This window comes from Thalassomonas actiniarum, assembly GCF_000948975.2.
GTDB classification, from domain to species: Bacteria; Pseudomonadota; Gammaproteobacteria; order Enterobacterales; family Alteromonadaceae; genus Thalassomonas; species Thalassomonas actiniarum.
In genome coordinates, this window is sequence record NZ_CP059735.1 from 268,017 (window position 1) to 290,899 (window position 22,883).

The 22,883-nt window shown below is 48.7% G+C and carries 18 protein-coding genes, 1 pseudogene and 1 riboswitch; of the genes and pseudogenes, 11 read left to right on the forward strand and 8 right to left on the reverse strand.

What is annotated here, in order from left to right; genetic code table 11:
• Positions 1–98: 98 nt before the first annotated feature.
• A riboswitch (cyclic di-GMP riboswitch) is annotated at positions 99–193 on the reverse strand.
• Between the two features lie 466 nt (positions 194–659).
• The 7 genes from SG35_RS01255 (at position 660) to flhA (ending at position 7,010) form a co-directional block, all read left to right on the forward strand.
• Positions 660–1,529 carry a FliM/FliN family flagellar motor C-terminal domain-containing protein gene (locus SG35_RS01255; protein ID WP_044833698.1) on the forward strand — a complete coding sequence of 290 codons (870 nt, stop codon included), beginning with the start codon at positions 660–662 and terminating at the stop codon, positions 1,527–1,529.
• A gap of 68 nt (positions 1,530–1,597) precedes the next feature.
• Positions 1,598–1,960, forward strand: a complete 363-nt coding sequence (gene fliN, locus SG35_RS01260) for a flagellar motor switch protein FliN (RefSeq protein WP_044833697.1) — start codon at positions 1,598–1,600, stop codon at positions 1,958–1,960.
• Positions 1,957–2,694, forward strand: a complete 738-nt coding sequence (gene fliP / locus SG35_RS01265) for a flagellar type III secretion system pore protein FliP (protein ID WP_084692811.1) — start codon at positions 1,957–1,959, stop codon at positions 2,692–2,694. Before fliN ends, fliP begins: the two co-directional genes overlap by 4 nt.
• 52 nt (positions 2,695–2,746) lie before the next feature.
• Positions 2,747–3,016, forward strand: coding sequence for a flagellar biosynthesis protein FliQ (fliQ, locus tag SG35_RS01270; RefSeq protein ID WP_044833696.1), 270 nt, complete (start codon positions 2,747–2,749; stop codon positions 3,014–3,016).
• Between the two features lie 29 nt (positions 3,017–3,045).
• Positions 3,046–3,792 (forward strand): flagellar biosynthetic protein FliR, encoded by a 747-nt coding sequence (fliR, locus tag SG35_RS01275; RefSeq protein ID WP_044833749.1) that lies wholly within the window; start codon positions 3,046–3,048, stop codon positions 3,790–3,792.
• Positions 3,793–4,920, forward strand: coding sequence for a flagellar biosynthesis protein FlhB (gene flhB, locus SG35_RS01280; RefSeq protein WP_044833695.1), 1,128 nt, complete (start codon positions 3,793–3,795; stop codon positions 4,918–4,920). It begins immediately after the preceding gene.
• Between the two features lie 14 nt (positions 4,921–4,934).
• Positions 4,935–7,010 (forward strand): flagellar biosynthesis protein FlhA, encoded by a 2,076-nt coding sequence (gene flhA, locus SG35_RS01285; protein WP_044833694.1) that lies wholly within the window; start codon positions 4,935–4,937, stop codon positions 7,008–7,010.
• Between the two features lie 49 nt (positions 7,011–7,059).
• Here flhA and SG35_RS01290 read toward each other — a convergent pair whose 3' ends face one another.
• The gene (locus tag SG35_RS01290; protein WP_152646674.1) at positions 7,060–7,299 is read right to left on the reverse strand and encodes a hypothetical protein; all 240 of its coding nucleotides are present in this window, start codon (positions 7,297–7,299) and stop codon (positions 7,060–7,062) included.
• A gap of 468 nt (positions 7,300–7,767) precedes the next feature.
• Here SG35_RS01290 and SG35_RS01295 point away from each other — a divergent pair, with 468 nt between their 5' ends.
• The 4 genes from SG35_RS01295 (at position 7,768) to ccoG (ending at position 15,093) form a co-directional block, all read left to right on the forward strand.
• Positions 7,768–9,684 (forward strand): methyl-accepting chemotaxis protein, encoded by a 1,917-nt coding sequence (locus tag SG35_RS01295; RefSeq protein ID WP_044833692.1) that lies wholly within the window; start codon positions 7,768–7,770, stop codon positions 9,682–9,684.
• A gap of 153 nt (positions 9,685–9,837) precedes the next feature.
• Positions 9,838–11,970, forward strand: a complete 2,133-nt coding sequence (locus SG35_RS01300; RefSeq protein ID WP_053043143.1) for a sensor histidine kinase — start codon at positions 9,838–9,840, stop codon at positions 11,968–11,970.
• Positions 11,971–12,087: 117 nt separating this feature from the next.
• On the forward strand, positions 12,088–13,515 hold the full coding sequence (locus SG35_RS01305) for a sigma-54 interaction domain-containing protein (RefSeq protein ID WP_044833747.1): 1,428 nt from the start codon (positions 12,088–12,090) through the stop codon (positions 13,513–13,515).
• Positions 13,516–13,710: 195 nt separating this feature from the next.
• Positions 13,711–15,093 carry a cytochrome c oxidase accessory protein CcoG gene (ccoG, locus tag SG35_RS01310; protein WP_044833691.1) on the forward strand — a complete coding sequence of 461 codons (1,383 nt, stop codon included), beginning with the start codon at positions 13,711–13,713 and terminating at the stop codon, positions 15,091–15,093.
• A gap of 57 nt (positions 15,094–15,150) precedes the next feature.
• Here the strand turns inward: ccoG and SG35_RS01315 are convergent, their stop codons facing one another.
• The 7 genes and pseudogenes from SG35_RS01315 to pdxR form a co-directional block, all read right to left on the reverse strand.
• Complete coding sequence (locus SG35_RS01315) at positions 15,151–15,462, reverse strand: AzlD domain-containing protein (protein WP_044833690.1); 312 nt, start codon at positions 15,460–15,462, stop codon at positions 15,151–15,153.
• On the reverse strand, positions 15,459–16,199 hold the full coding sequence (locus tag SG35_RS01320; protein WP_044833689.1) for an AzlC family ABC transporter permease: 741 nt from the start codon (positions 16,197–16,199) through the stop codon (positions 15,459–15,461). The genes SG35_RS01315 and SG35_RS01320 overlap by 4 nt, the downstream gene beginning before the upstream one ends.
• An 89-nt stretch (positions 16,200–16,288) precedes the next feature.
• Positions 16,289–17,127 (reverse strand): annotated as a pseudogene (locus SG35_RS01325) (helix-turn-helix transcriptional regulator).
• A gap of 374 nt (positions 17,128–17,501) precedes the next feature.
• Positions 17,502–20,360 (reverse strand): M16 family metallopeptidase, encoded by a 2,859-nt coding sequence (locus tag SG35_RS01330; protein ID WP_084692810.1) that lies wholly within the window; start codon positions 20,358–20,360, stop codon positions 17,502–17,504.
• A 74-nt stretch (positions 20,361–20,434) separates the two neighbouring features.
• Positions 20,435–20,857: a hypothetical protein gene (locus SG35_RS01335; RefSeq protein WP_044833688.1), complete on the reverse strand. Its 423-nt coding sequence runs from the start codon at positions 20,855–20,857 to the stop codon at positions 20,435–20,437.
• 82 nt (positions 20,858–20,939) lie between these two features.
• The gene (locus tag SG35_RS01340) at positions 20,940–21,254 is read right to left on the reverse strand and encodes a hypothetical protein (RefSeq protein WP_044833687.1); all 315 of its coding nucleotides are present in this window, start codon (positions 21,252–21,254) and stop codon (positions 20,940–20,942) included.
• Positions 21,255–21,352: 98 nt separating this feature from the next.
• Entirely contained in the window at positions 21,353–22,804 is a 1,452-nt protein-coding gene (pdxR, locus tag SG35_RS01345; protein ID WP_044833686.1) for a MocR-like pyridoxine biosynthesis transcription factor PdxR, read from the reverse strand.
• Positions 22,805–22,883 lie beyond the last annotated feature (79 nt).

A 22,883-nucleotide genomic window follows, 5' to 3' on the forward strand; every position in this document is an offset into this window, starting at 1 on the left:
GAAGACAACATTCTCCCTTGGGCAGATCATCGTTAAAAAGATAGATCTCCCCCCTGAAGAGGCGATCGCCAAAAAATGGTCGATCGAGTCAACTAACGTTAGGTGGTCCCACTATCTGCCGCTTGGTTTTTGACCTTAAAGCAGACTGGTGACTTTGCGTCCAGACCTCGCGATCTGTTTGCCATTATCTTGTTAATTTTCAGTTAAGCAGTAAATCAGCGATAAATTTTAAATATTATTACCAATTGACTGCGAGGCGATACTAGCAGATAAAATTTTTTCAAACAATACCTTATTTCGAAAGTAATTTTAAAAAAAGCGCTTATAGCTTAGTTAGTTGTACTTTGCAGTAGGGTGAACAGCCTTTTTCGTATATTAACAGCAAACCAGTGGTAGACCAGTGGGAAGCCCCGAAAAGTCAGTAATTCTAATAATTACACCTGTAAAATTAGTGTGAAATATTTTTACAGAAGTCATTGCTATTTAATCGGGAAATTGATTACACTCTAAAAATACATGCCCCCTTTGGATCTATTCTGAATTTTAAGTTTCAGAAGCAGATTGTCATGATTTTCTTATGTGCAAGTTAAGCCCTGGCTTAATAAAGCACGGTAGGGAGTCGCTTAGACATTAATTAATGATTCATTGGAGAATTATCTATGCCTGGTTTACCACCGGCAGCTAAGCGCATCTTGGCTGCAGATGAGGCTATTGGGGTTGAACTGTATGATTTACTTGGCGATAAACGCCACAGGCAAACCTGCCTGAACCTTATCAATTCATGCCATCATGAGTTGCTTACCCGTCTGGAAACACAATGCATACGTTTACTGAACGATCATGAATGTAAGCTGGAATTAAGTCAGTTTGCCAGTGGTGCGATCGCGATAGAACAGGATACCCTGTTGTGGTTGCAGGCCACCAACACCTCGAATGAACATGTTATTTTGGCGATTAATTATGCAACGCTTTATAACCTTGCAGAAATTTTCCTCGGCGGACAGCAGGCGAAAATCGCCAAGAAAGCCGGCGATATCAAGGTCAGTGATTCCGAACTCAGGTTGTTAACGACCTTATTAAACATACATTTAACGGCATCTGATCAATTGCTGGACCTGGATAACCAGTGGCAGGTTTTACCGATCAATAAACCGGAAACCGGCCAGGAATATCTCACCGCCAGCAGTTGTCTGACGATAAAAGATTACCAGGCAACCTGGGATATCTGGTACCAGCCGTCAATTATTTCTACCCGGGTGGCACAAACAGCTGCCGACACCGACCAGGGCCTGCTTGAGGCCAAGCTGGCGTTTGCCGCCGAAAAAATTCCTACCGAACTTAATCTGGTGTTAGCCAAAACCCGGCTGACCGTTGCCCAGCTCACCCGGTTGAGAAAAGACGATTTGATCATGCTGGATTTACCTGAAGTGGTCAGCGCCTATGCCGGCAAGCAGGTGATCGCCCAGGGGCGGGTGGTGGAAAAGTCCGGTCAGTTAGTGATGCAGGTCACGGATGTGCCGCAAGAGTAATCCTTTGATCTGCAAGTATGTTTAACAGCCCAAGTTTTTAAAATTAAGAGTTAAGAAGTGAGAATCACATGAATGAATTTGACGTTGATAATATGGATTTAGAACTCGATGGCCTGGATGATCTCGACGATCAGCTGATGGAAGAGGCCATTGCCATGGAAGAGAAGCCGCCGGCGCGTGACTTAAGTTTTTTCCATAATATTCCGGTAGATGTCACCCTGGAGGTGGCCAGCACCAAATTGATGCTGGGCGATTTGATGCAGTTAAGCTCAGGGGCGGTGATCGAGCTGGAAAAAGTCGCCGGTGAACCGCTGGATGTCAAAGTCAACGGCCAGATGCTGGCGTCTGCCGAAGTGGTGGTGGTTAACGGTAAATATGGTATCAAACTCGTTGATATTGTTGATGATGTCTTAAACGGATTCCGTTTATGATATGGCGCTTTTTATTGCTGGCGGTATTGATGGCCGGCAGTATTTTTCCCGCCCAGGCGGAGCTGACGTTATTTTCGGTCACCGAAGGCGGGGTCAAGCAGGAATACAGTATCAAGCTGCAAATCTTGCTGCTGATGACGGCATTAAGCCTGTTGCCGGCCATGGTACTGATGCTGACCAGTTTTACCCGCATTATCGTGGTGCTGGCGATTTTGCGCCAGGCCATGGGCTTGCAGCAAAGTCCGCCTAACCGGGTTTTGGTGGGCATTGCCCTGACCCTGACGATATTGATCATGAAACCGGTATGGAGCGAGATCCACCAACAGGCCTTTATTCCCTACGACCAGGAAGAGATAGGGCTGGAGCAGGCCATCGAAAAAGCGAAACAGCCGCTGCAGGCCTTTATGCTGGCGCAAACCCGGGAAACGGATCTGGAGCAGATGATGAAAATTGCCGATGAACCACCGGTAACTTCGGCGGATAATATCCCGTTTTTTGTGCTGATGCCGGCGTTTGTGCTCAGTGAATTAAAAACCGCCTTTCAGATCGGTTTTATGCTGTTTATCCCGTTTTTGGTGATAGATCTGGTGGTGGCCAGCGTGCTGATGGCCATGGGTATGATGATGTTATCGCCGCTGATTATTTCCCTGCCGTTTAAACTGATGGTATTTGTGCTGGTGGACGGCTGGTCGATGACGGTGGGCACTTTGGCCGCCAGTTTTGGCGGCGGTTGACCAGGCTTGTTTTTGAAGTGAGTGACAGGATGAGTGAAATGGAGCACAAGCAATGAGCCCAGAGCAAATAGTTGAACTGATGAATCAGGCGATTTTGACCATTATCGCTATGGTCAGTGTGCTGATAGTGCCGGGTTTGATTGTCGGCCTGATTGTCAGTATCTTCCAGGCGGCAACGCAAATCCAGGAGCAGACCTTAAGTTTCCTGCCCCGCTTGCTGGTGACCTTGCTGATGCTGATGTTTGCCGGTCACTGGTTGTTGAAGCAGCTGCAGGAGCTCTTCGACGGCCTGTTTCATAATATCCCGGGTTTGATCGGCTAGCCGTGCTGACCTTAAGTACTCCGGAACTGATGGCCTGGCTCGGAAAACTGTGGTGGCCGTTTTTTCGCATCGCCGCGGTACTCTGGCTGATGCCGTTTTTTGGCGATCCCCGGGTGACGCCGCTGGTGCGCATTTTATTCTCCCTGGTGCTGGCCGCCATTATCGCCCCGATGATGCCGATGATGCCGGCCTTTGATCCTTTCTCTGTTTCTACCTTAGTGCTGGCGATCGAGCAGATCCTGTTCGGGGTTTTACTCGGCTTGAGCCTGAATTTACTTTTTACCATGATGTTTTTGGTGGGCCAGCTGTTGTCGATGCAAATGGGTTTGTCGATGGCGGTAATGAATGATCCCGCCAACGGCGGCAGTGCGCCGCTGATTTCCCAACTGTTGATTATTTTTGCCACCTTGCTGTTTTTGAGCCTGAACGGCCATTTGATCGCCCTGGACATTATTGTCGAAAGTTTCCGTACCTGGCCGGTGGGGGAGAGTATTTTTGCCCTGGATATCGAAGTGGTGGTGCAGCTGGTGGCCTGGATGTTCGCCTCCGGGTTGATGCTGGCGATGCCGGCCATTATCGCCATGTTGCTGGTGAATGTGACCTTTGGCGCCATGAACCGCAGTGCGCCGTCATTGAACGTTTTTTCCCTGGGTTTTCCCATGGGTATGCTGATGGGTTTGTTTTGCCTCGGACTGGTATTTTCCGCCATCCCCAACCGTTTTTTGGATTTAACCGTGTATGTGTTAACGCAAATGCGCAGCGTGATCGGAGCTTAGATGTCGGAAGATTCTACCCAGGATAAGTCGGAACAGGCCTCGCAGCAAAAAATTGACCGGGCGAGGAAAGACGGCCAGCTGGCACGCTCCAAAGAGTTGGCCACTGCGGGCTTACTGCTGATCGGCGGTGTCGCTTTCCTCTGGTTTGCGCCCTTGTTCAGTGAGTTTTTCAGCAAACTGATGTCGCGGCAAATGCAGCTGAGCCGGGCGGCGACCCGGGATCCTTCTTTGATGGCCTCGATGTTTGCCGAGGCCATTATCGACATGCTGACGGTGTTGGTGCCTTTTATTCTCTTCCTTAACCTGGTGCTGATTTTGCTGGGGTTATTCCCCGGCGGCTTTATTTTTGTGCTTAAGTCGGTGATGCCGAAATTCAGCAAAATGAATCCGCTAAGCGGACTCAAGCGCATGTTTTCAAAAGACTCTTTGATGGAGTTGCTCAAATCTATCCTGAAAATCAGCCTGATTGCCCTGACCATGGCCAGTATCCTGAATGAATACTGGTCGCAATTGTTTGCCATGGCGCAAATGCCTTTGATCCGCTCGATAGAAACCGGCATGAAAATCATTTCCCTGGCTTTTATCATCATGGGCAGCTCATTGTTGCTGGTGGCGGCGATAGATGTGCCTTACCAGAGGTTTGCCATGCTCAAGAAGCTGCGCATGAGTAAGCAGGAAGTTAAGGAAGAGCATAAAAACAGCGAAGGCCGCCCGGAAGTCAAACAAAAGATCAAACAAATCCAGCGGCAAATGAGCCAGGCGCGCATGGAAAAACTGATCCCCGATGCCGATGTGGTGATCGTCAATCCGACCCATTATGCGGTGGCGCTGAAATATGATGCCGATCGCTCCGCTGCGCCTTTTGTGATCGCTAAAGGGGTGGATCATATGGCGCAGCGCATCAAGGAAATTGCCTGCCGCCATGAGCTGGAAGTACTGGAAGTGCCTGAGTTGACCCGGGCCATTTATTACTCCACCCAGGTCGATCAGGAAATTCCCGGCGCCCTGTATACTGCGGTGGCTTACATTTTAACTTATATCATGCAGCTCAAGGCATATCGCCGGGGCCGGGGCAGGGCGCCCAATGCCTTGCCCGATTTTGCCATACCCGAAAGTTTAAGACGTTAATTAAGAGGTTTATTGTGAACTGGAACACATTAAAGAATACCAAAGTAAGTATTCCTATTTTACTCCTGGCGATACTGGCCATGGTGATCTTGCCTTTGCCCCCCTGGTTACTCGATAGCCTGTTTACCTTTAATATCGTCTTATCCATTATGGTGCTGCTGGTGGCGGTGTCGGCGAACAGGCCGCTGGACTTTTCTGTGTTTCCTACCGTGTTGCTGATTGCCACCCTGATGCGCCTGACCTTGAATATTGCTTCCACCCGAATCGTGTTATTGCACGGCCATGAAGGGGGAGACAGTGCCGGTAAGGTGATCCAGGCGTTCGGTGAAGTGGTGATCGGCGGCAATTATGTGGTCGGTATGGTGGTGTTTGTGATTTTGATGATCATTAACTTTGTCGTGATCACTAAAGGTGGCGAGCGTATTTCCGAGGTGGCGGCCCGCTTTACTTTGGATGCCTTGCCGGGCAAGCAGATGGCGATCGATGCCGATTTAAATGCCGGTATTATCGACCAGCACCAGGCAAAACAGCGCCGCAGTGAGGTTTCCGGAGAAGCGGACTTTTACGGGGCCATGGACGGTGCATCAAAATTTGTCCGCGGTGATGCGGTAGCCGGTTTGCTGATCCTGGTGATCAATTTACTCGGCGGTTTAAGTATCGGGGTGTTTCAGCATGACTTAACTGCCGGTGAAGCGTTCCAGCGTTTTGCCCTGCTGACCATAGGTGACGGCCTGGTGGCCCAGATCCCGTCGTTATTATTGGCCACTGCCGCTGCCATTATTGTCACCCGTATCAATAGCGATGACGGTGATGTTTCCAGCCAGGTACAGCAGCAGCTGCTGGCGGCCCCGGCGGTGATCTTTACCGCTGCCGCTGTGATGCTGGTGCTGGGTCTGGTGCCCGGCATGCCTATGATAGCGTTTTTATCTTTTGCCGCTGTTTTGGCTTTTGTCGGCTGGCGCCAGAAAAACCGTGTGGTCGCGGATGAGCCGCTGGAGCAGGCGGAAGAAATGGTGGAGGCGCTCACTAAAAAAGACGAGCCGCTGAAATGGGAAGACCTGCCGTTTATCGATTGTATGTCGGTGGAGCTGGGTTATCAGCTGATCTCTCTGGTGGATGAAAGTAAGGAAGCCGAGCTGCTCAGCCGCATCAAGGGGGTGCGCAAAACCCTGTCGGAAAAAATGGGCTTTTTGCTGCCTGAGGTCAGGGTCAAAGATAATTTAACCCTTAAACCCAATGAATACCGCATCAAGATCAGCGGCGCCAAAGTGGCCGCCGGTATGGTGAAAATGGAGGCCCTGCTGGCGATAAAATCCGGTGAAGTGTTCGGCAATCTCGACGGTGAAATCACCCGGGATCCCGCCTATAACATGGAAGCGGTGTGGATAGAGGCAGACAATAAATCTAAGGCGTTAAACCTGGGTTATTCGGTGGTGGATTGCCCGACGGTGATCGCTACCCATGTCAGTAAAATCATGCGGGAAAACCTGGGGGAAATGTTCGGCTTTAATGAAAACGAAGCTTTAGTACAAAGGTTGCGCAGTTTATCGGCTAAGCTGGCGGAAAGCTTTGATAAGGCGCTGACGGCAAACGAGCAGTTAAAGGTATTCCGCCAGTTGCTGCAGGAGCAGATTTCCCTGGCGGATATCCGCAATATCGCCACTACCATTATCGATTCGGCGGAAACCACCAAAGATCCCGTGCTGTTATGCTCGGATATCCGCTGTACCCTAAAGCGCAGCATTATTACCCAGGCGATAGGGGACAGAAGCCGGTTAACCACCTTTACCCTGGCGGATGAGCTGGAGCAAACCTTACTGTCGGCACTTAACCAGTCGCAACAGGAGGTGAAAGTGTCGCTGGACAGTTTCCCGATTGATCCTACCCTGTTGAGCCAGTTGCAGCAGCGTATGCCGGCGGTGAAGGAAAAATTACAGCAGGACGGCCATCCGGCGGCGTTACTGGTGACTCCCCAGCTGCGACCTTTGCTGGCAAGGTATGCCCGCTCTTTTGCCAAAGGCTTGTCGGTACTTTCCTATAATGAAGTGCCTGAGCATATCCAGGTGGATGTGGTAGGTACCTTAGGTTAAGCAATCAGGCGCAGGCAAGTGACAGGCTTGCCTGCTTTTGGGGAAAATATTAAACCAGCAGGAAAAAGCGGAAGATAAAAATCGCCAGTAAAAAGCAGCAGCCGATCACCGGATAAATAATATAGCTGTCGTTATTGCGCCGGGTAAAACGCAGCACGATTTTGACCAGCAGGACATTATAGAGGATCAAAAAGGCGGTCATTAAAATGCCGCCGGATAAGTTGACCCCGGATAAGCCGTTGAAGCACATGAAGATTAAAACATAGTCAGCCAGAATCATATAAAGCATCAGCTTATGTAACCATCTATGCTGTTTTTGATTAATATAATTCACTGACATTTTTTAATTGCTAAAAGTACTTATACAAAGCGGAAAAAAATTTACAAAACTTTAATTGTTTTGTAATTAAATGGCGGATATTTATGATCTCAGCTAGCGCTGCTTTATTGCACTTATCTGTATTAGCCTATCAGATAAAAATCAAGGATATAAGTTGTTTGTTATGACAAATGCCGAAATTTAATTGACCATTTGGTCATCTTTTTTTGATTCATTCTTGGGCTTCTTTTCAAATCTGTTGTAGTATCTGGGTGCTGAGAATGCGAGGAGCATGATCAACTTTTAGTTCGTTAACTAGTCCGTTAACCAGCTAGTTAACAGCGAAAGCCCGCTATAAATAAGAGATAAATCTCAGCTTGTTTATTATAGTTATAGCCCCGGCTTGCGATATCAAAAATTTATACTGGAGCTCTATTGATGCAGTTCGCGAATTTATCGATAAAATTGAAATTCTCTCTGACCATCTTAATTGCGGTATTACTTACCTCTAGCCTGGTCGGCTATATGGGCCATCAAGATGCGAAAGATATGCTGATTGACAGCATGGAACATAAAGAGCTACCCAATATCCTGAAAAGGATCCGTAACCAGGTGGATAAGGAAATCAGTCTGATGCAGGCGACGGTCAACCAGATTGGCGATGATCTTTTCATTCATGAATTGCTGGATCAGGGCAAGTTAAAAGAAAATGAAGACTTGCTGGTCAGGCATTTAGATAAAATTAAAAACCAGCATAAGCTGATCAATGCTTCTTTTGCCGATAAACAAACCGATCGTTATTGGAATGATAAAGGCTTTTTGCGGGTGTTAAGCAGCCCTGTGGATGACTGGTATTTTGCTTTTGTCGCCTCGGGTAATGCCAGTTCTAAAAGTTTGTTTACCGAAGACGGTATCACTAAACTATTCGTTAACTTTCAGCAGGTAAATGGCCGGGGCCTGGCGGGGGTAGGTAAACCTGTCACCGAGGTGGTGGAATTACTTAACCGTAATAAAATCGAACAGTCCGGTTTTGTCTTTTTAACCGACAGCCAGGGCGTAGTGAAGATACATAAAGACAGCAGTAAGCTGGATAAAGCCGATATTAAAAAGCTTTATGGCAGTGACGTGAACCGGAAGTTGATCAATAAAAAAGAGTTTACCCTGGTTGAAGCGGAAGTGGCGGGTGAAGATGTGATTCTGGCATCCAGCTATATTGAAAGCGCCGACTGGTATGTGGTGGCCGAGGTACCGAAGAATGAAGTTTTTGCCAAAATAGATTCGGCGGCCAATACCGCGATTCTTACCATTTTACTGGCGCTGGCGGGGTTTGGTGCTTTAGGGTTCTTCCTGGCAGGCACTATGACCAAGCCGATAGATTTGCTGGCGAAAGAATTTACCCGTTTAGGGCAGGCGGACGGCGATTTGTCGGTGCGGTTAAATACTCAAAAATCTCCTGAATTGCAGCGGCTTGAGCAGGGGTTTAATAACTTTGTCGAGAAAATTTCCGATACCGTTGAGCAGCTGGCAACCACCAGTAAGGCCCTGAGGGCGGAAGCCCGGGCGGTCTCTGAATCCGCGGAGAAATCCCTGACCAGCGGCCAGACGCAGTCGGGTAAAACCACAGAGCTGGCTACGGCAATCCATCAAATGTCGGTGGCGATCAGCGAAGTAGCCAATAATGCTTCCCAGGCCTCGACTACGGCAGACACCTTGGATAATACCATACAGCATGGCCGTACTGTGGTGGATGATACCCGGGGCAGTATCCTGGAACTATCGGAAGAAATGTCATCTGCTTCCCTGGTGGTTAAAGATGTGGCCGATAAAACCGAGTCTATCGGCTCGGTACTGGATGTGATCCGCAGTATCTCCGAGCAAACCAACTTGCTGGCGTTAAATGCCGCGATAGAGGCGGCCCGGGCCGGTGAGCAGGGGCGAGGTTTTGCCGTGGTTGCAGATGAAGTTCGGGTGCTGGCGCAGCGTACCAGTGATTCCACCAATGAAATTCAGGAAAATATCAACCAGCTGCGCAGCGAGGCCACCAAGGCGGTGACCGCGATGAAAAATTCTGAAGTGAAATCTCATTCCGGCGCCGAATCGGCGGAAAAATCCCAGCAGACCCTGGTCAATATCGTGGAAAATGTCACGCAAATGCGCGATCTCAATATCCAGGTGGCCACGGCAACCGAACAGCAGGCGGCGGTTTCCAACGATATTAACCGTAATATTACCGATATCCAGGACCAAACCAATTTGAATCTGGCGGAATCGGATAATATGGCACAGGTCAGCTTGCGTATTTCCGAGCTGGCAATGCAGCTGGATCAGCTGGTGCATTCTTTTGGTAAGAAATAAGCGTTCAGTTATCGCCTTCCGGCAGCAAATGGCTGCCGGAACTTCATAATATAGGGATTGAAAATAAACAGGAGCATATAGACTAATATATAAGGAATATTTCATGTAGGGATACCTGGCTTTTATGCAAGGGGAATAAAGGTTTATCTCTTTATGGCGATATCCAATATTAAAACCCGTATCCTGGTATTTGTCGTCTTCTTTGAGCTTATCGCTTACAGCACCATTCAGCTGTTTAACCACTACAGCTATAAAAACGAATTACTGCAACTGAATAACCAGGCAATCGAGCAAACCTTTGCCGCCAGCATCGCCAAGATCAATAACCTGACCCGTTTGATGGAACGTAATGTTATCGATCTGGCCATTGCCGGTGAAAACCTGTTTTTACTGAAAAAGCAGCAACAACTGGCCATGGAGGTGATTGAGGCCAGGGTGGAAGATATCCTGGTGAATAATTTCAGCAATTTTCCCGAAGCCATAGGCGGCGGTATCTGGTATGAGCCTTATATTTTTGATAAAGCCGTCCGTTATTTTGGTCCCTATGCCTACCAGGGGCGTTTAAAGGTTGAGTTTAGCTGGGAGCTGAATACCCCGGAATATGATTATCATCACCAGGACTGGTATACCCAGGCCTCCCGGCATGGTTGGGGCCGGGAGCAAAAGCGTGTAAAACCTATTTTTTGGACACCTCCCTATTATGACGATGCCGGCAGCTATAGTTTAATGATGACTGTGGATGCGGTGATGTATGACCATGAACAAAAAGAAATAGGGCTGGCAACCGTCGACTGGTCATTAAAAGAGCTCACCGGTTTTTTGGAAAGTGTCAGGGTATCGGTGAATTCGTTTCCGTTTTTAATTCATGTACAGTCGGAGCAGTTTTTAAGTTACCCGAAAGCTCCCGGGTTGGTGATGCAAAGTGCGCGGCAACTTCCCTGGGGCCGGCAGGTGTTGGCTGACAAACAAAGCGGGCAATTCTCCACCCTGGCAAGCCAGGTTATCGACAAGGTCTTATATAATATCTATTTTTACCGGACACAAGACGGCTTTATCTTTGGTTCTTTGAGCCCGGTATCGGATATGGAGCAGGAAGTTAACAACATTACCACGGTGACTTTACTGGCGGGAACCGCGATAGGGGCGGGATTTATCATCATGATGATCGTCCTGATCCGTTTTCTTTTCTCACCTTTTGATAAGGTGCTGGCGCTGATCAAGCACTCTATTACCCATAAAAGCCATGGTGAAGGGGTGGTGATCAAGCCGATCCATTACCCACAAACCAATGAATTTACCCCGATTATCAAGGCACTGGATGATGTTTACCATCAAATCACCGCCTACATGTCTGAAATTGTTGAAAGCAATGAACAGCTTTCCCGCTCAAAGAAAGAAGTGTACCAGCTTAATGAGGCGCTGGAAGATAAGGTCCGGCTCAGGACGCAGCAGCTGGCGATAAAAACTGAAGAAGCACTGCTATCGCTGGAGCAGCTGAAAAGTACCCAGCAACAATTAATAGAACAGGAAAAACACGCCGGATTAGGGCGCCTGGTTGCCGGTGTTGCCCATGAAATCAATACCCCGTTAGGCATAGCGGTAACGGCGGCGTCGAATATGGAAGAGGGAATTCATCAGGTCTACCATGATCTTGAAGCGGGCAAACTGAGCAAAAGTGACTTCGCCTTGAGCAAACAGCTGTTGGCAGAAAATGCGACCTTATTGCTGGCTAATTTGAAACGGGCCTCCAACCTGATTGCCAACTTCAAGCAGGTAGCGGCGGACCAGGCATCCGATGAATTTTGCTGTTTTAACCTGGCAAACTATATCAATAAAATTATCAGCTCGTTATCACCAAAAATTAGCCACAGCCACCATAACATCCGGTTTGAATGCAGTAAAAAGGATCTGGAAATTTATTCCATCCCCGGGGTGTTAGTGCAAATTATCACCAATATCGTCGACAATGCCCTGGAACATGCGTTCTCCACAGAGCAGGCCGGTAACATCACAGTAAATGTCAGTGAAGCCGGGGAAAATATTCTCTTGCAGATCACAGATGATGGCATCGGCATGTCTGGTGAGACGGCAGCGCTTATTTTTGATCCTTTCTTTACCACCTCAAGAAAAAGCGGCAGCTGTGGCTTGGGCATGCATATCGTCTATAACCTGATCACCCAACAGCTTAAGGGCAGGATAGAGTGTCGTAGCGCCCCCGGCCAGGGGAGCAGTTTTTTGATCACTTTGCCTAAAGGCAGTGATAGCCCGAGTTCGTCCTCCAGTTAAGTGCTGGTACTAAGTACTTGTATTCGCTAATGGGAACGGCTTAAAATTAGCCCTCGAAATATCGTGGCCTGTATTGATGTGCTTAACTTGCATGTGGCAGGGCCGGCGGGGAAAATGATGAAAGACAATATTAAACATTATCTGGCAGACTCACAGTTGCTGCTTAATGCCGTTGGCGAAGGCATTTATGGTTTTGACCGTGAAGGCAATGCCGTGTTTATCAATCCCGCGGCGGAGAACATGACCGGCTGGTGCGCCGAGGAATTATTGGGGAAAAACATCCACCAGTATCATCATCACAGTTATGCCGATAACACCCCTTATCCCGCCGCCGAATGTAAAATTTACGGTACTTTACAAGACGGTGTCAGCCGCCATGTGACCGGGGAGGTATTCTGGCGCAAAGACGGCTCAAGCTTCCCGGTGGAATATACCACGACCCCGGTTTTTAAAAATAATGAAGTGATAGGCGCGGTTGCCGTATTTCGCGATGTCAGTGAACAATTACAAACCGAGAGCGATTTGAGAAATGCACTGCAAGAGGTGCAGCAGTTAACGGAGCAGTTACAGGCGGAAAATACTTACCTGCAAAATGAATTGCACCAGGAATGGTCGGCGGCCGGACTGGTGGGGGAAAGCGCGCCGCTGAAGGAGATGCTGGAGCAACTGGAGCTGGTGGCTAAAACCGACAGTACGGTACTCATTCTCGGAGAGAACGGCACCGGCAAGGAGTTGGTGGCGCGTAATATCCATAGTTTAAGCCTGCGCAATAAATCTCCCCTGGTGCGGGTTAATTGTGCCGCTTTTACCTCGAGCCTGCTGGAGTCTGAGCTTTTCGGCCATGAAAAAGGTGCCTTCACCGGCGCCAGCGAGCGGCGCAAAGGACGTTTTGAACTGGCCAACAAAGGCACCTTGTTTCTGGATGAAATCGGCGAATTGTCTATGGCGGCACAAAGTAAACTGCTCAGGGTGCTACAGGAGCAGGAATTTGAACGGGTTGGCGGTAATGAGACCATAAAGGTCGATATCCGCATCATTGCCGCCACCAACCGGGATCTGTTGAAAATGGTTGAGCAGGGGGACTTTCGTATCGATTTATACTACAGGTTAAATGTCTTTCCGATACATATCCCGGCGTTAAGAAAGCGCCCGCAAGATATCCCGGCTTTATGCCAGGTGATTATCGGCAAGCTGAACAGCAAGCTGGGGAAAAATATCCAGGCGATCAGCAACAGCAGTTTGAAAATGTTGGCTCAGTACCATTGGCCCGGCAATATCCGGGAGTTGCAGAACCTGTTGGAGCGGGAAGCGATTTTAACCCGGGGAGATATACTCGATTTTAAACATAAGCTGGTTGCGGATCCGGGCAACCAGGCAGAGGCATTTGAGTCGCTGGCCATGGCGGAAAAGCGCCATATTTGTGCGGTGCTTGAAGCCTGTCACTGGCAGATAGGTGGCGATAATGGTGCCGCCAAGGTATTGGGGGTGCCCGACAGCACGCTGCGCTCAAAAATGAAAAAACTGGCGATAATGCGTCCCGCTTAATCCCGAAGATACAAGAGATAAAACAGAAGCAAGGCCACGATATATCGCGCATCCGCGAAATATCGTGGTTTTTTTACAAGCTTAAACCGGACGCTATTATATTTGTTGTTATTAAATCAATGGGATAGCTTTGTCTGTTTATCTGGCATTGAAATTGCTGTTAGGCTGCAAAATGTTTGATGTAAGCAGTAAACCATGAAGTTCGATTTTAAAGAAGAAGATCTCATCATTAAACCCTATAAAACCCAGGGGCCCGTCTATATCCGCCAGCAAAAAGGCTTGTTTCAAAAAATACGGCGTTATACCGGTCTGATTTTTGTGCTGTTATTTGTTTTGTTGCCCTGGATAACTTACCAGGGCAAGCAGGCTATTTTACTGGATATCGGCAAGCAGCAGTTTCACTTTTTTAGCATTACCCTGTTTCCGCAAGATTTCACTTTGCTGGCCTGGCTGTTGATGATCGCGGCTTTTTTGCTGTTTTTTATTACTACCTGGCTCGGGCGTATCTGGTGCGGTTACCTGTGCCCGCAAACGGTTTGGTCTTTTACCTATATCTGGATCGAGGAAAAAATTGAAGGGACCCGCAATCAAAGAATACGTCTGGATAAAAGCCCTCTGAGTGCAGGCAAGGTGGGGAAAAAACTGCTTAAGCACGGTATCTGGTTAATGCTGGCTTTTCTGACCGCTACGACTTTTATTACTTATTTTGTGCCGGCTATAAGCTTGTATAACGGCCTGCTTGAACTGGAATGGTCCGGTCTGGTGACATTTTGGGTGAGCTTTTTTACTTTATGTACCTATGGCAATGCCGGCTGGGTCAGGGAGAAAATGTGTATTTATTTTTGTCCTTATTCCAGGTTCCAGTCAGCGATGTTTGATCAGGATACCTTGCTGGTGGCTTATGATAAAAAACGTGGTGAAAACCGTGGTGCCCGCAGACGTAAGGAAGACCCCCGCCAGCTGGGCCTGGGTGATTGTGTTGACTGTAACTTATGTGTGGAAGTGTGTCCCGCCGGGATAGATATCCGCAACGGCCTGCAATATGAGTGCATTAACTGCGGTGCCTGTATCGATGCCTGTGATCAAACCATGGATAAATTCGGTTATGCCAAAGGGCTGATTTCCTATACCAGTGAAAATGCCCTGGCTGGGAAGAAAGCCCCGCTATTGCGTCCGAAAATCTTAGGTTACGGCGGCTTGTCGATATTTTTCGTGGTTTTGATGGGCATTACCATGTATGCCAGGGTGCCGGTGGAAGTGTCTGTGCTGCGGGATCGTAATGTCCTGTACCGCACCAACTACCTGGATGAGGTGGAAAACAGTTATCAGCTCAAGCTGATCAATAAATCACAGCATGCGCAGCGTTATCAACTGGCTGTGCTTGGGGTTGATGAGGTTAAAAGCAGTGTTACTAAGCCGATAACAGTGGCGGCGGGTGAAATGTTAAGTGTACCTGTGACGCTGACGGTGGCAAGGGAGCATATCAAGCATAAGGTCACTAATTTGCAGTTTGTGATCCAGGCGGAAAATAATGCCGAGATCCATTTGTTAAAAGAAACCCGTTTCTATTCTGATTAGCGGCTTTCGTTCAAGGTTCAAATGCGGTGCCGGATTTTTCGGCACCGCTAACGGTGATCAAAGATAGATCTTGAGCAGGGTAAAGACGGTTAAGCTCACCCCCAGGGTCAGGTAGACATTTTTAAATTTTAATGCCAGCAGCACGGCAATGCTTGCCGAGATCAGGTAGGGATTTTGCGCCGAAATATTCAGCTGCCCGTCCCGGACAAAGATGATGGGCACCCAGATAGCGGTGAGTACAGCCGGTGCGCTGAAACTTAAAAAGTGCTCCATTTTCGGGCCTAACTTGACCGGCAGTGAAGGGTGCAGAAACAGGTAACGGGTCAGGAAGGTGATGCCGGCCAGCAATAGGATAGTCAATAAAGTCATAGGTTATTCTCCCTGTTAATTTGTCTGCTTTTGTTTTTTTCTATTTTCCTGGAAGTGAAATAACCGGCGTACATGGCCAGGACGGAAGCCAGCACCAGATCCAGCTGCCAGTGCAGCAAATGAAACAGGACCGATAAGATAGCCGCGACTACCACAGTGACGGCTATCGGAATATTGATAATGTTGGGGATCACCAGGGCGATAAAGGTAGCAGCGATGGCAAAGTCTAAGCCTAAGGTGGTCAGGTCCGGTAAATAACTGCCGGCGATAATACCGATAATATTCCACAATACCCAGGAAAGGTAAAAGCTGCCGCCGGTAAATAAGGCATAGATTAACCTTAATTTTCCCCGCAGTGACTTACGCTCGCCGGAAAAGGCAAATAACTCATCCGTTAATAAAAAACCCAACCCCAGGCGCCAGCGCAGCGGTTGATGTTTGAGTTTGTCCCTTAATGCCAGGCCATAAAGGAAATGGCGGGAGCTGATAATGAAGGTAGTGAATAAAATTGTCGCCAAAGGGGTATTATTGGCAATCAGCTCGGTGGCGACTAACTGGGCAGCGCCGGCGAACACCAGCATTGGCATCAATAACGCTTCCAGCACCGAGAAATCTCTTTGTATTGCCAGGGAGCCGCATAAAATGCCCCAGGGCAGTACCGCCAGGTTCAGGGGCAGCATATCCAGGCAGCCTTTTTTTGCCATGACTATGGCGGCTTGTTTTTTTGTAAGTGACATTAATCTCTAACCAACTACTTCATTAAGGGAATTATTATGGCATTGGCAGCGGCTGCCGCCTTGTACAAAATTGTACTCTTTTTTGAAGCTTACTTCCCGGAAGAGACTTCGCGGGCATAATAACCCGGGGTAAACCCCATGGCTTTTTTAAAATGCCGGTGAAAATGACTCTGATCGTGAAAACCGACTTCGCTGGCAACCGCGGCGACTTTCATGCCCTGGCGCAGCAGGGCTTTGCCTTTTTTCAGCCTCTGCTGGATCTGGTAGGCATGGGGCGGCAGGCCAAACTTTTTCTGGAATTGCCTGACCAGGTAGAAGGGGCTGTTGCCGGCGAGTAACGCCAAAGTTTCCAGGCTGATATTCTCACTCAGGTGATCATGGATAAAGATCTTCACCCGGTCCAGACCCGCATGATCCTGGCGATAGTCCCTGACATCTATCCGGCGTTTGCCATGTTTGATCATTAACTGGCTCATTACCCCGTATACTAAGGTTTCCCTGAGCAGGTTGTTATCCGAGCTGGCCAGCAGGCTAAACATTTGCCGCATCTGGCCGGCAAGGTGGGATCATTGACGACGGCATGGGGAAAATAGGGGGCAAAGTTATGGCCTAAGCCCAGGTCGGCAGCGAGTTTGCTGAACTGGGATTCCAGCGGGGACATGCCGTGATAGGACCAGCCGGTGTCTGTGGCCGACTGGCCGTTATGGATTTCATCGGCGTTGACAAAAATGATGCTGTGTTCGGGGGCAAAGTGCTCGCAACCGGAATAATAAAATTTCTGTACTCCCTGATCGATCACATTGATGGTGTAACCTTCATGGCTGTGGCGGGAAAAATTCTTTCGGTAATAATGGGCATCCACCACTTCAAGGCCGCCAAGCTCAGGGTGATAACTGAAGCGGGTCTGTTCTTTGATTTTTTCCTGCATTGCTCTACCGCCTGACAAACTGGAATTTCAGTGTACCTTAAGTGTCGGTGAAAAGTTTGTACAAAATTGCGCTTTATGTTCAGGAAGAACGGTATTCTGCGGTGACATGGACGTCAAGGAGCAGTTATGTTCAGGAAGAGCGGTATTCTGCGATGTCAGGGAAGTCAAGGAGCAGTTATGTTCAGGAAGAACGGTATTCTGCGGTGACATGGACGTCAAGGAGCAGTGATGTTCACGACTGAAAGGATTCAGGAGATAGAGAGAAGCAGGAAGCCAGAACCGAGGAAGAACGGTCAATTTGTTTGCTCCGGGCACAAATTAAGTACTTATCTCCTGTAAGCAATTCTGCGGTGACATGGACGTCAGGGAACCGCTTATATTTCATAAGGGATCACCTGATAACCCAGGGCTTCCAGTTCAGGTTTAAGCTTATGGGAATTTCCCACGACAACCATAACCATCTCCTTGAGCTTGAGGTGTTTTTTTGCCAGGGCATTAATATCGTCTGCGGTGATGGCACTGACGATTTTTTCCCTTTGCCTGACAAAGTCCGGGGAGAGATCATGTTCGAGGATTTGTGCCAGAAACGCCAGCTTGGCTCTGGGCGTTTCATATTTCAGGGCATCTTTTTGATTAATGGCATTGCGCATAAAGGCCAGTTCATCTGCTGTGATGCCCTGCCTGGCATAGGTTTGAATTTCTCTGACCAGTTCAATAATGGATTTGTCGGTAACATCTCCCCGTACCTGGGCGCTTGCGGTAAAGCTGCCGGATAATTTATCGCCGCGAAATCCGGAGCGGGCACCATAGGTATATCCCTTATCTTCCCTCAGGTTTAAATTAATGCGGCTGTTAAAGGCGCCTCCCAGCGGAAAGTTCATCAGGGTAGATTGATAATATTCCCCGGTGATATCCAGTTTCAGGGCGCGTTTGCCGATGCGGATTGCCGATTGCGGGGCATTGTCTTTATGTACCAGGTAGATAACGCCGGTTTTTGTTTCCGGGAGGGGTAAGCTTAATGCCAGTTCTGCTCCTTTTCCCTGCCAGTTTTCCAAGTATTGCAGGGAAGCCATCAGTTGAGCTTTTGACCGATCGGAAACAATGATCAGCTGAGCATTAAAAGGTTTAAGGTGCTCCTGGTAAAAGGTTTTAATATCTTGCAATGCCAGCGAACCCAGGCTTGCCTCATTGCCGCTGCTGCCGATGGCAGCAATATTATCCCCGTATAATAATTGCCGGTATGCCGTGCTGGCCAGATAGCCGGGATCTTTTTTATTGTTGATCACTTGCTCTATGGCATTATTTTTTACCCGGTTAAAGTCACTTGCCTTAAACGCCGGTTGCCTGATTTTTTCATCCACCAGGGCCAGGGTGGCGTCGAGGTTTTTCGTTAAGGTATTAATATTGATCCGCAAGTAGTGATTGCCCGCCGAAATGGCTACTGAACTGCCTAATTTTTGCAGCGCTTTGCTCATGTCTTCCGCGCTGCGCTTTAATGTCGATTCATTTAACATACGCGCCAATATTGCCGCCGTGCCCGCTTTTTCTTTACGCTCAAAATAATGGCCGGCAGGAATTTTCAGCAACAAACTCGTGGTTGGTGTTTCTAAACTTTGGCTGCCGAGCATGTTAATGCCGTTTGCCAGACTTTGTTGCCACATTTTTGGCAGAGGCACGGCTTTGTTGGCACCACTGACGGGGATCTTGCTGCGATCTAAGCTGTCCGATACCTGCCTTAGCTGCAAATCTGCGGCAGAGGTATCGGAGGCGGGGGCAAAGTTTCTTTTAACCGGGAAAAAATTATCGGCAGCGGCTATCGCCTCCGGCTTTCCCTGGGGCACTATGCTCATGATCACCGCGTGTTTGTCTTTGATATACCGGCGGTAAACACGCAGGACATCGGCTTTGCCGACCCCGGCATAGCGGGCGATATCCCGGGTAATATAGTTGGCATCGCCGGTAAAGGTCTGGTTGGCGGCGAGCTGGCTGACCTTGCCGGCAACGCTTTGTAGACCGAAAATGAAACCGGCTTCCATTTGTGCCTTGGCCTTGATCAGGTCGTCATCTTCTACCCCGCGTTGTTCGAATTCAAGCAGGGTGTCACGGATGATTTTTTCAATATCTGCCAGTGATTTGCCCGAAGCCGGATGCGGCAACGCCAGTAAATTAAAGGTACAGGCGAGTTCGCTGCAGGGGTGGTTGACGGAGGCCTGTACCGCCAACTGGTTTTTTACCAGGTTTTTATAAAGCAGCGAGGTTTTACCGCCGCCGAGGATAGTGGACAGTAAATCCAGCGGGGCTTCATCTTCATGGCGAACATATACCGTAGGGTAGGTCATATATAACAGCGGCAAATGGACATTATCCTGCATCGAAATATACCTGTCTCCGTCCAGGGTGATTTGGGGCTTTTCCGGCATTTTGACTTCTGGGCCGCTCGGGATAGCGGCAAAGTATTTGGCAACCAGTGCCAGGGTTTGTTCGGGGTTGATATCTCCCCCTATGGTTAAGGTGGCATTGTTGGGTCCGTACCAGCGCAGGAAAAAAGCTTTGAGATCATTAACATTAACTCGGTTGAGATCTTCCATATAACCAATGACCGGCCAGGAATAGGGGTGTTCCGGCGGATACAGGGCCTGGGAAACCCTTTCATATAAGCGGCCATAGGGGCGGTTATCAATTCTTTGTCCCCGCTCGTTTTTAACCGTTTCCCTTTGCACTTCAAATTTCTCCCGGGTGACGGCATTAAGTAAAAAGCCCATGCGGTCGGCTTCGAGCCATAATATTTTTTCCAGCTGGTTGGCAGGAATGGTCTGAAAATAGTTGGTGCGATCTGAATTCGTGGTGCCGTTCATGGTGCCGCCGGCTTCGGTGACGATTTTAAAATGTTGTTCGTCACCGACATGCTCCGAGCCCTGGAACATCATGTGTTCAAAAAAGTGGGCAAACCCCGATTTTCCCGGCTCTTCCCTGGCAGAGCCGACATGATAGGTAACATCGACATGGACCAGGGGATCTGAATTGTCCTGGTGCAGGAGCAGGGTTAAGCCATTGTCCAGCTTATACTTTTGATAGGGGATAAGGGTTTTTCCTGCTTGCGCCCCGACGGCTTCGATAAAGCTGATACCGGGAGGAAGCAGCGGTTTTTGCTCGCCGGGTTGTGCGGTTTGTTCGCAAGCCGTGAGTAAGCTAAAAAATATGGCGAGTTGAAAGGGGAAAATCCATTTTTTCAAAGTCTTGCTCCCAAAAGCCAGTAGGATCTGAGTGTAGTTTATGATCCTGAACTCGGCTAGCGGCTTGCTGTACTTTAACCCTGAATAACAAGCTTATTGGCTGCGCTTAATTGCGCCTGCAGCCAATGTTTTGCACTTTGTTCGCTCTTGAAGAATTGCAGGTTTTCTCCGGCTTTATGGTAAATATCCCTGATATGTATTTTGGCGAACTTAATATCGTCACAGTCTTTGATCACTAAGGCGGTGCTTATCCGGCCGTGTTTTTTATCGGTTTTGATGGCGTCTATCAGGAAGTGACTGGCATCGGGCGTATGAATGGGATCGCCGTGGGTCAGCACCAAGACTCCCCATTTTTTACCGTATAATTCTTGGTGAAAGGCGGAAAAGTCCCGGGTAGCCTGCTCAAGGGCTTCTTTATTCCAGGGGCCCGTGCCGTCAATAATAAAGATATCATCTTCTATGCTGGCGCTTAGCTTGCCATGAGGGATAAATTTCACAACTACAACCTGTTACATCATCTGGCATGGGGGGAGCTTACACTAGTTTATCGCGAAAGCGGATAAGATTCTTTGATTAACATCATAATAAGGCGGCGATGGCCTTGTATAGGGTGGTGGCCTGTTCATGGTTGAGGTTATTGGCAACTTCACTTTTACCCAGGCTGGAACTGACCCGGATAAACTCTTTGGCAATTTGTTCAATTTGCCGGTTGGCGGCATCGAGTTGATTTTCTTTTTGTAACTTTTCCCGGCCTAAACTGGATATTTCCAGCACATCTTCGGCAAACACACCGAAACTTGTCTCCGGTGTTTCTGTTGCTTTTACTTGTGTGGGACTGGCAACCGCAACACGTTGAGTTTCAATGCCTGCGGTTAAAGGATTTGCTATCGACATATGTATACCTCAGTGTTTAATTATAGACCAATTGAGGTAAAGTGGGCTGTTGGCCTTGCGTGCCCGGAAATAGTCCGGGTAAGCCCTGAATTTCGCCGTCAGCTAAAATAACCAAAGACCCTTTTCAGTCCCTGATTGAGTTTTTCTTCATCCATGGCGGCAAAACCGAGGCGGATATAGCGGTTTTCATCATTTTCCGGCAATAAATGAAAGTGGCTTTCCCCAAGCAGGAACACGTCACGGGCTTTGGCGTAGGCTTCTATTTCTCCGGCCCCTTGCCCGATATCCAGCCACAGGGCCATGCCTCCTGCCGGTTGGTGAAAATCCAGCGCTATGCCTTGTTGGCGGTAGCGGTTTAATTGCTGCACCAGGTTATCCCGTCTTTGTTGATATTTTTTGCCGGTGCGCCTGAGGTGACGTTCAAAGGCGCCGTCTTTCATCCAGCGGCCAATGGCTGATTGCATCAGCACATTGGGTTTGTGGTTGACGATACTGCGGTAGTTTAAAAAGTCTGCCGCCAGGGATTTATCAACGGCAATAAACCCGATGCGGGCGCCGGGAAACATGATTTTGGAAAAAGTCGACAAATAGAGCACTAAACCTAGAGGATCGTCCGCCGCCATCGGGGTTAACGGCTGGCTCTGGTAATGGTATTCATGATCATAATCATCTTCTATGATGGCGACATTATATTGTGCCGCCAGGCGGTAAATGGCCTGGCGCTCGGTGATGGGCAAGGTTACCGTAGTCGGGTACTGGTGCAGGGGGGTCAGGTAGATCAATCGCACCTGGTGCTGTTTAAACAGAGACTCCAGCTGTTCTATATCTATGCCGCTCTTGTGTTGCCTGATGGCAAGCAGCTCTGCTCCGGCGGTTTTAAAGGCGTTCCAGGCGGGACGGTAACCCAGGGATTCAACCGCAACCTTGTCACCGGGTTTAAGCAATAACCGGGAGATCAGGTACAGGGCTTCCTGGGAGCCGTTGACGGCGATAATATCTTTGTCTGTAATGCCGCGTACTCGTCTGAGGTAGGTAGTAACCTGTTCGATAAAGAGGCCGTCGCCGTTGTTATTGCCGTAACCCAGGCCGAATATATCGGGCCGGGCCAGGCTGTCAGCCATATAGGATTTAAATTCTTGAAAGGGAAAGCTTTCGATGTCGGGTAAGCCGCCGGCAAAGTTATAGTGAAAGTCCAGTGCTTTCATGCTGCCCATGGGGACTTGCGGGATGGGGTTGATGTGCCAGTTAAAAGTCTTGTCTGTTATAACTCCGGCGCCGGCAACTTTTCGGCTGCCCTGAACCGGTAAATCTGCCGCTACCCGATAACCTTGCCTTTGCCTGGAGCTTACCCAGCCTTGGGCAATCAACTCCTGATACGCGGCCATGATGGTGTGGCGATTGGTGTTTAGCCGCTCAGCCAGTTTTCTTGCCGACGGCAGGCTTTCATTGGCCCGTATTTGATCTGAGGTGATGGCGTCACGGATGGCGGCGGCAATACGTAAAAAACCGGGTTTAATTGCCGGATCCAGGGTGAGCATTAAGTCTTTCATTATTTATCTTCTGGTATAGCAAGAATTATCAAACTGGTTATTTATTTTATACCAGCTGCCGGGGCAAGATTAAACCACT

Bases quoted from the DNA above. Each gene is read 5' to 3' on its own strand.
- SG35_RS01320 (WP_044833689.1), bottom strand. From the start codon at position 16,199: ATGTCACTTACAAAAAAACAAGCCGCCATAGTCATGGCAAAAAAAGGC.
- SG35_RS01315 (WP_044833690.1), bottom strand. From the start codon at position 15,462: ATGACTTTATTGACTATCCTATTGCTGGCCGGCATCACCTTCCTGACC.
- fliP (WP_084692811.1), top strand. From the start codon at position 1,957: ATGATATGGCGCTTTTTATTGCTGGCGGTATTGATGGCCGGCAGTATT.
- SG35_RS01300 (WP_053043143.1), top strand. From the start codon at position 9,838: ATGGCGATATCCAATATTAAAACCCGTATCCTGGTATTTGTCGTCTTC.
- SG35_RS01305 (WP_044833747.1), top strand. From the start codon at position 12,088: ATGAAAGACAATATTAAACATTATCTGGCAGACTCACAGTTGCTGCTT.
- SG35_RS01255 (WP_044833698.1), top strand. From the start codon at position 660: ATGCCTGGTTTACCACCGGCAGCTAAGCGCATCTTGGCTGCAGATGAG.
- fliR (WP_044833749.1), top strand. From the start codon at position 3,046: ATGGCCTGGCTCGGAAAACTGTGGTGGCCGTTTTTTCGCATCGCCGCG.
- ccoG (WP_044833691.1), top strand. From the start codon at position 13,711: ATGAAGTTCGATTTTAAAGAAGAAGATCTCATCATTAAACCCTATAAA.
- flhB (WP_044833695.1), top strand. From the start codon at position 3,793: ATGTCGGAAGATTCTACCCAGGATAAGTCGGAACAGGCCTCGCAGCAA.
- SG35_RS01290 (WP_152646674.1), bottom strand. From the start codon at position 7,299: ATGCTTTATATGATTCTGGCTGACTATGTTTTAATCTTCATGTGCTTC.
- pdxR (WP_044833686.1), bottom strand. From the start codon at position 22,804: ATGAAAGACTTAATGCTCACCCTGGATCCGGCAATTAAACCCGGTTTT.
- SG35_RS01295 (WP_044833692.1), top strand. From the start codon at position 7,768: ATGCAGTTCGCGAATTTATCGATAAAATTGAAATTCTCTCTGACCATC.
- fliQ (WP_044833696.1), top strand. From the start codon at position 2,747: ATGAGCCCAGAGCAAATAGTTGAACTGATGAATCAGGCGATTTTGACC.
- fliN (WP_044833697.1), top strand. From the start codon at position 1,598: ATGAATGAATTTGACGTTGATAATATGGATTTAGAACTCGATGGCCTG.
- SG35_RS01340 (WP_044833687.1), bottom strand. From the start codon at position 21,254: ATGTCGATAGCAAATCCTTTAACCGCAGGCATTGAAACTCAACGTGTT.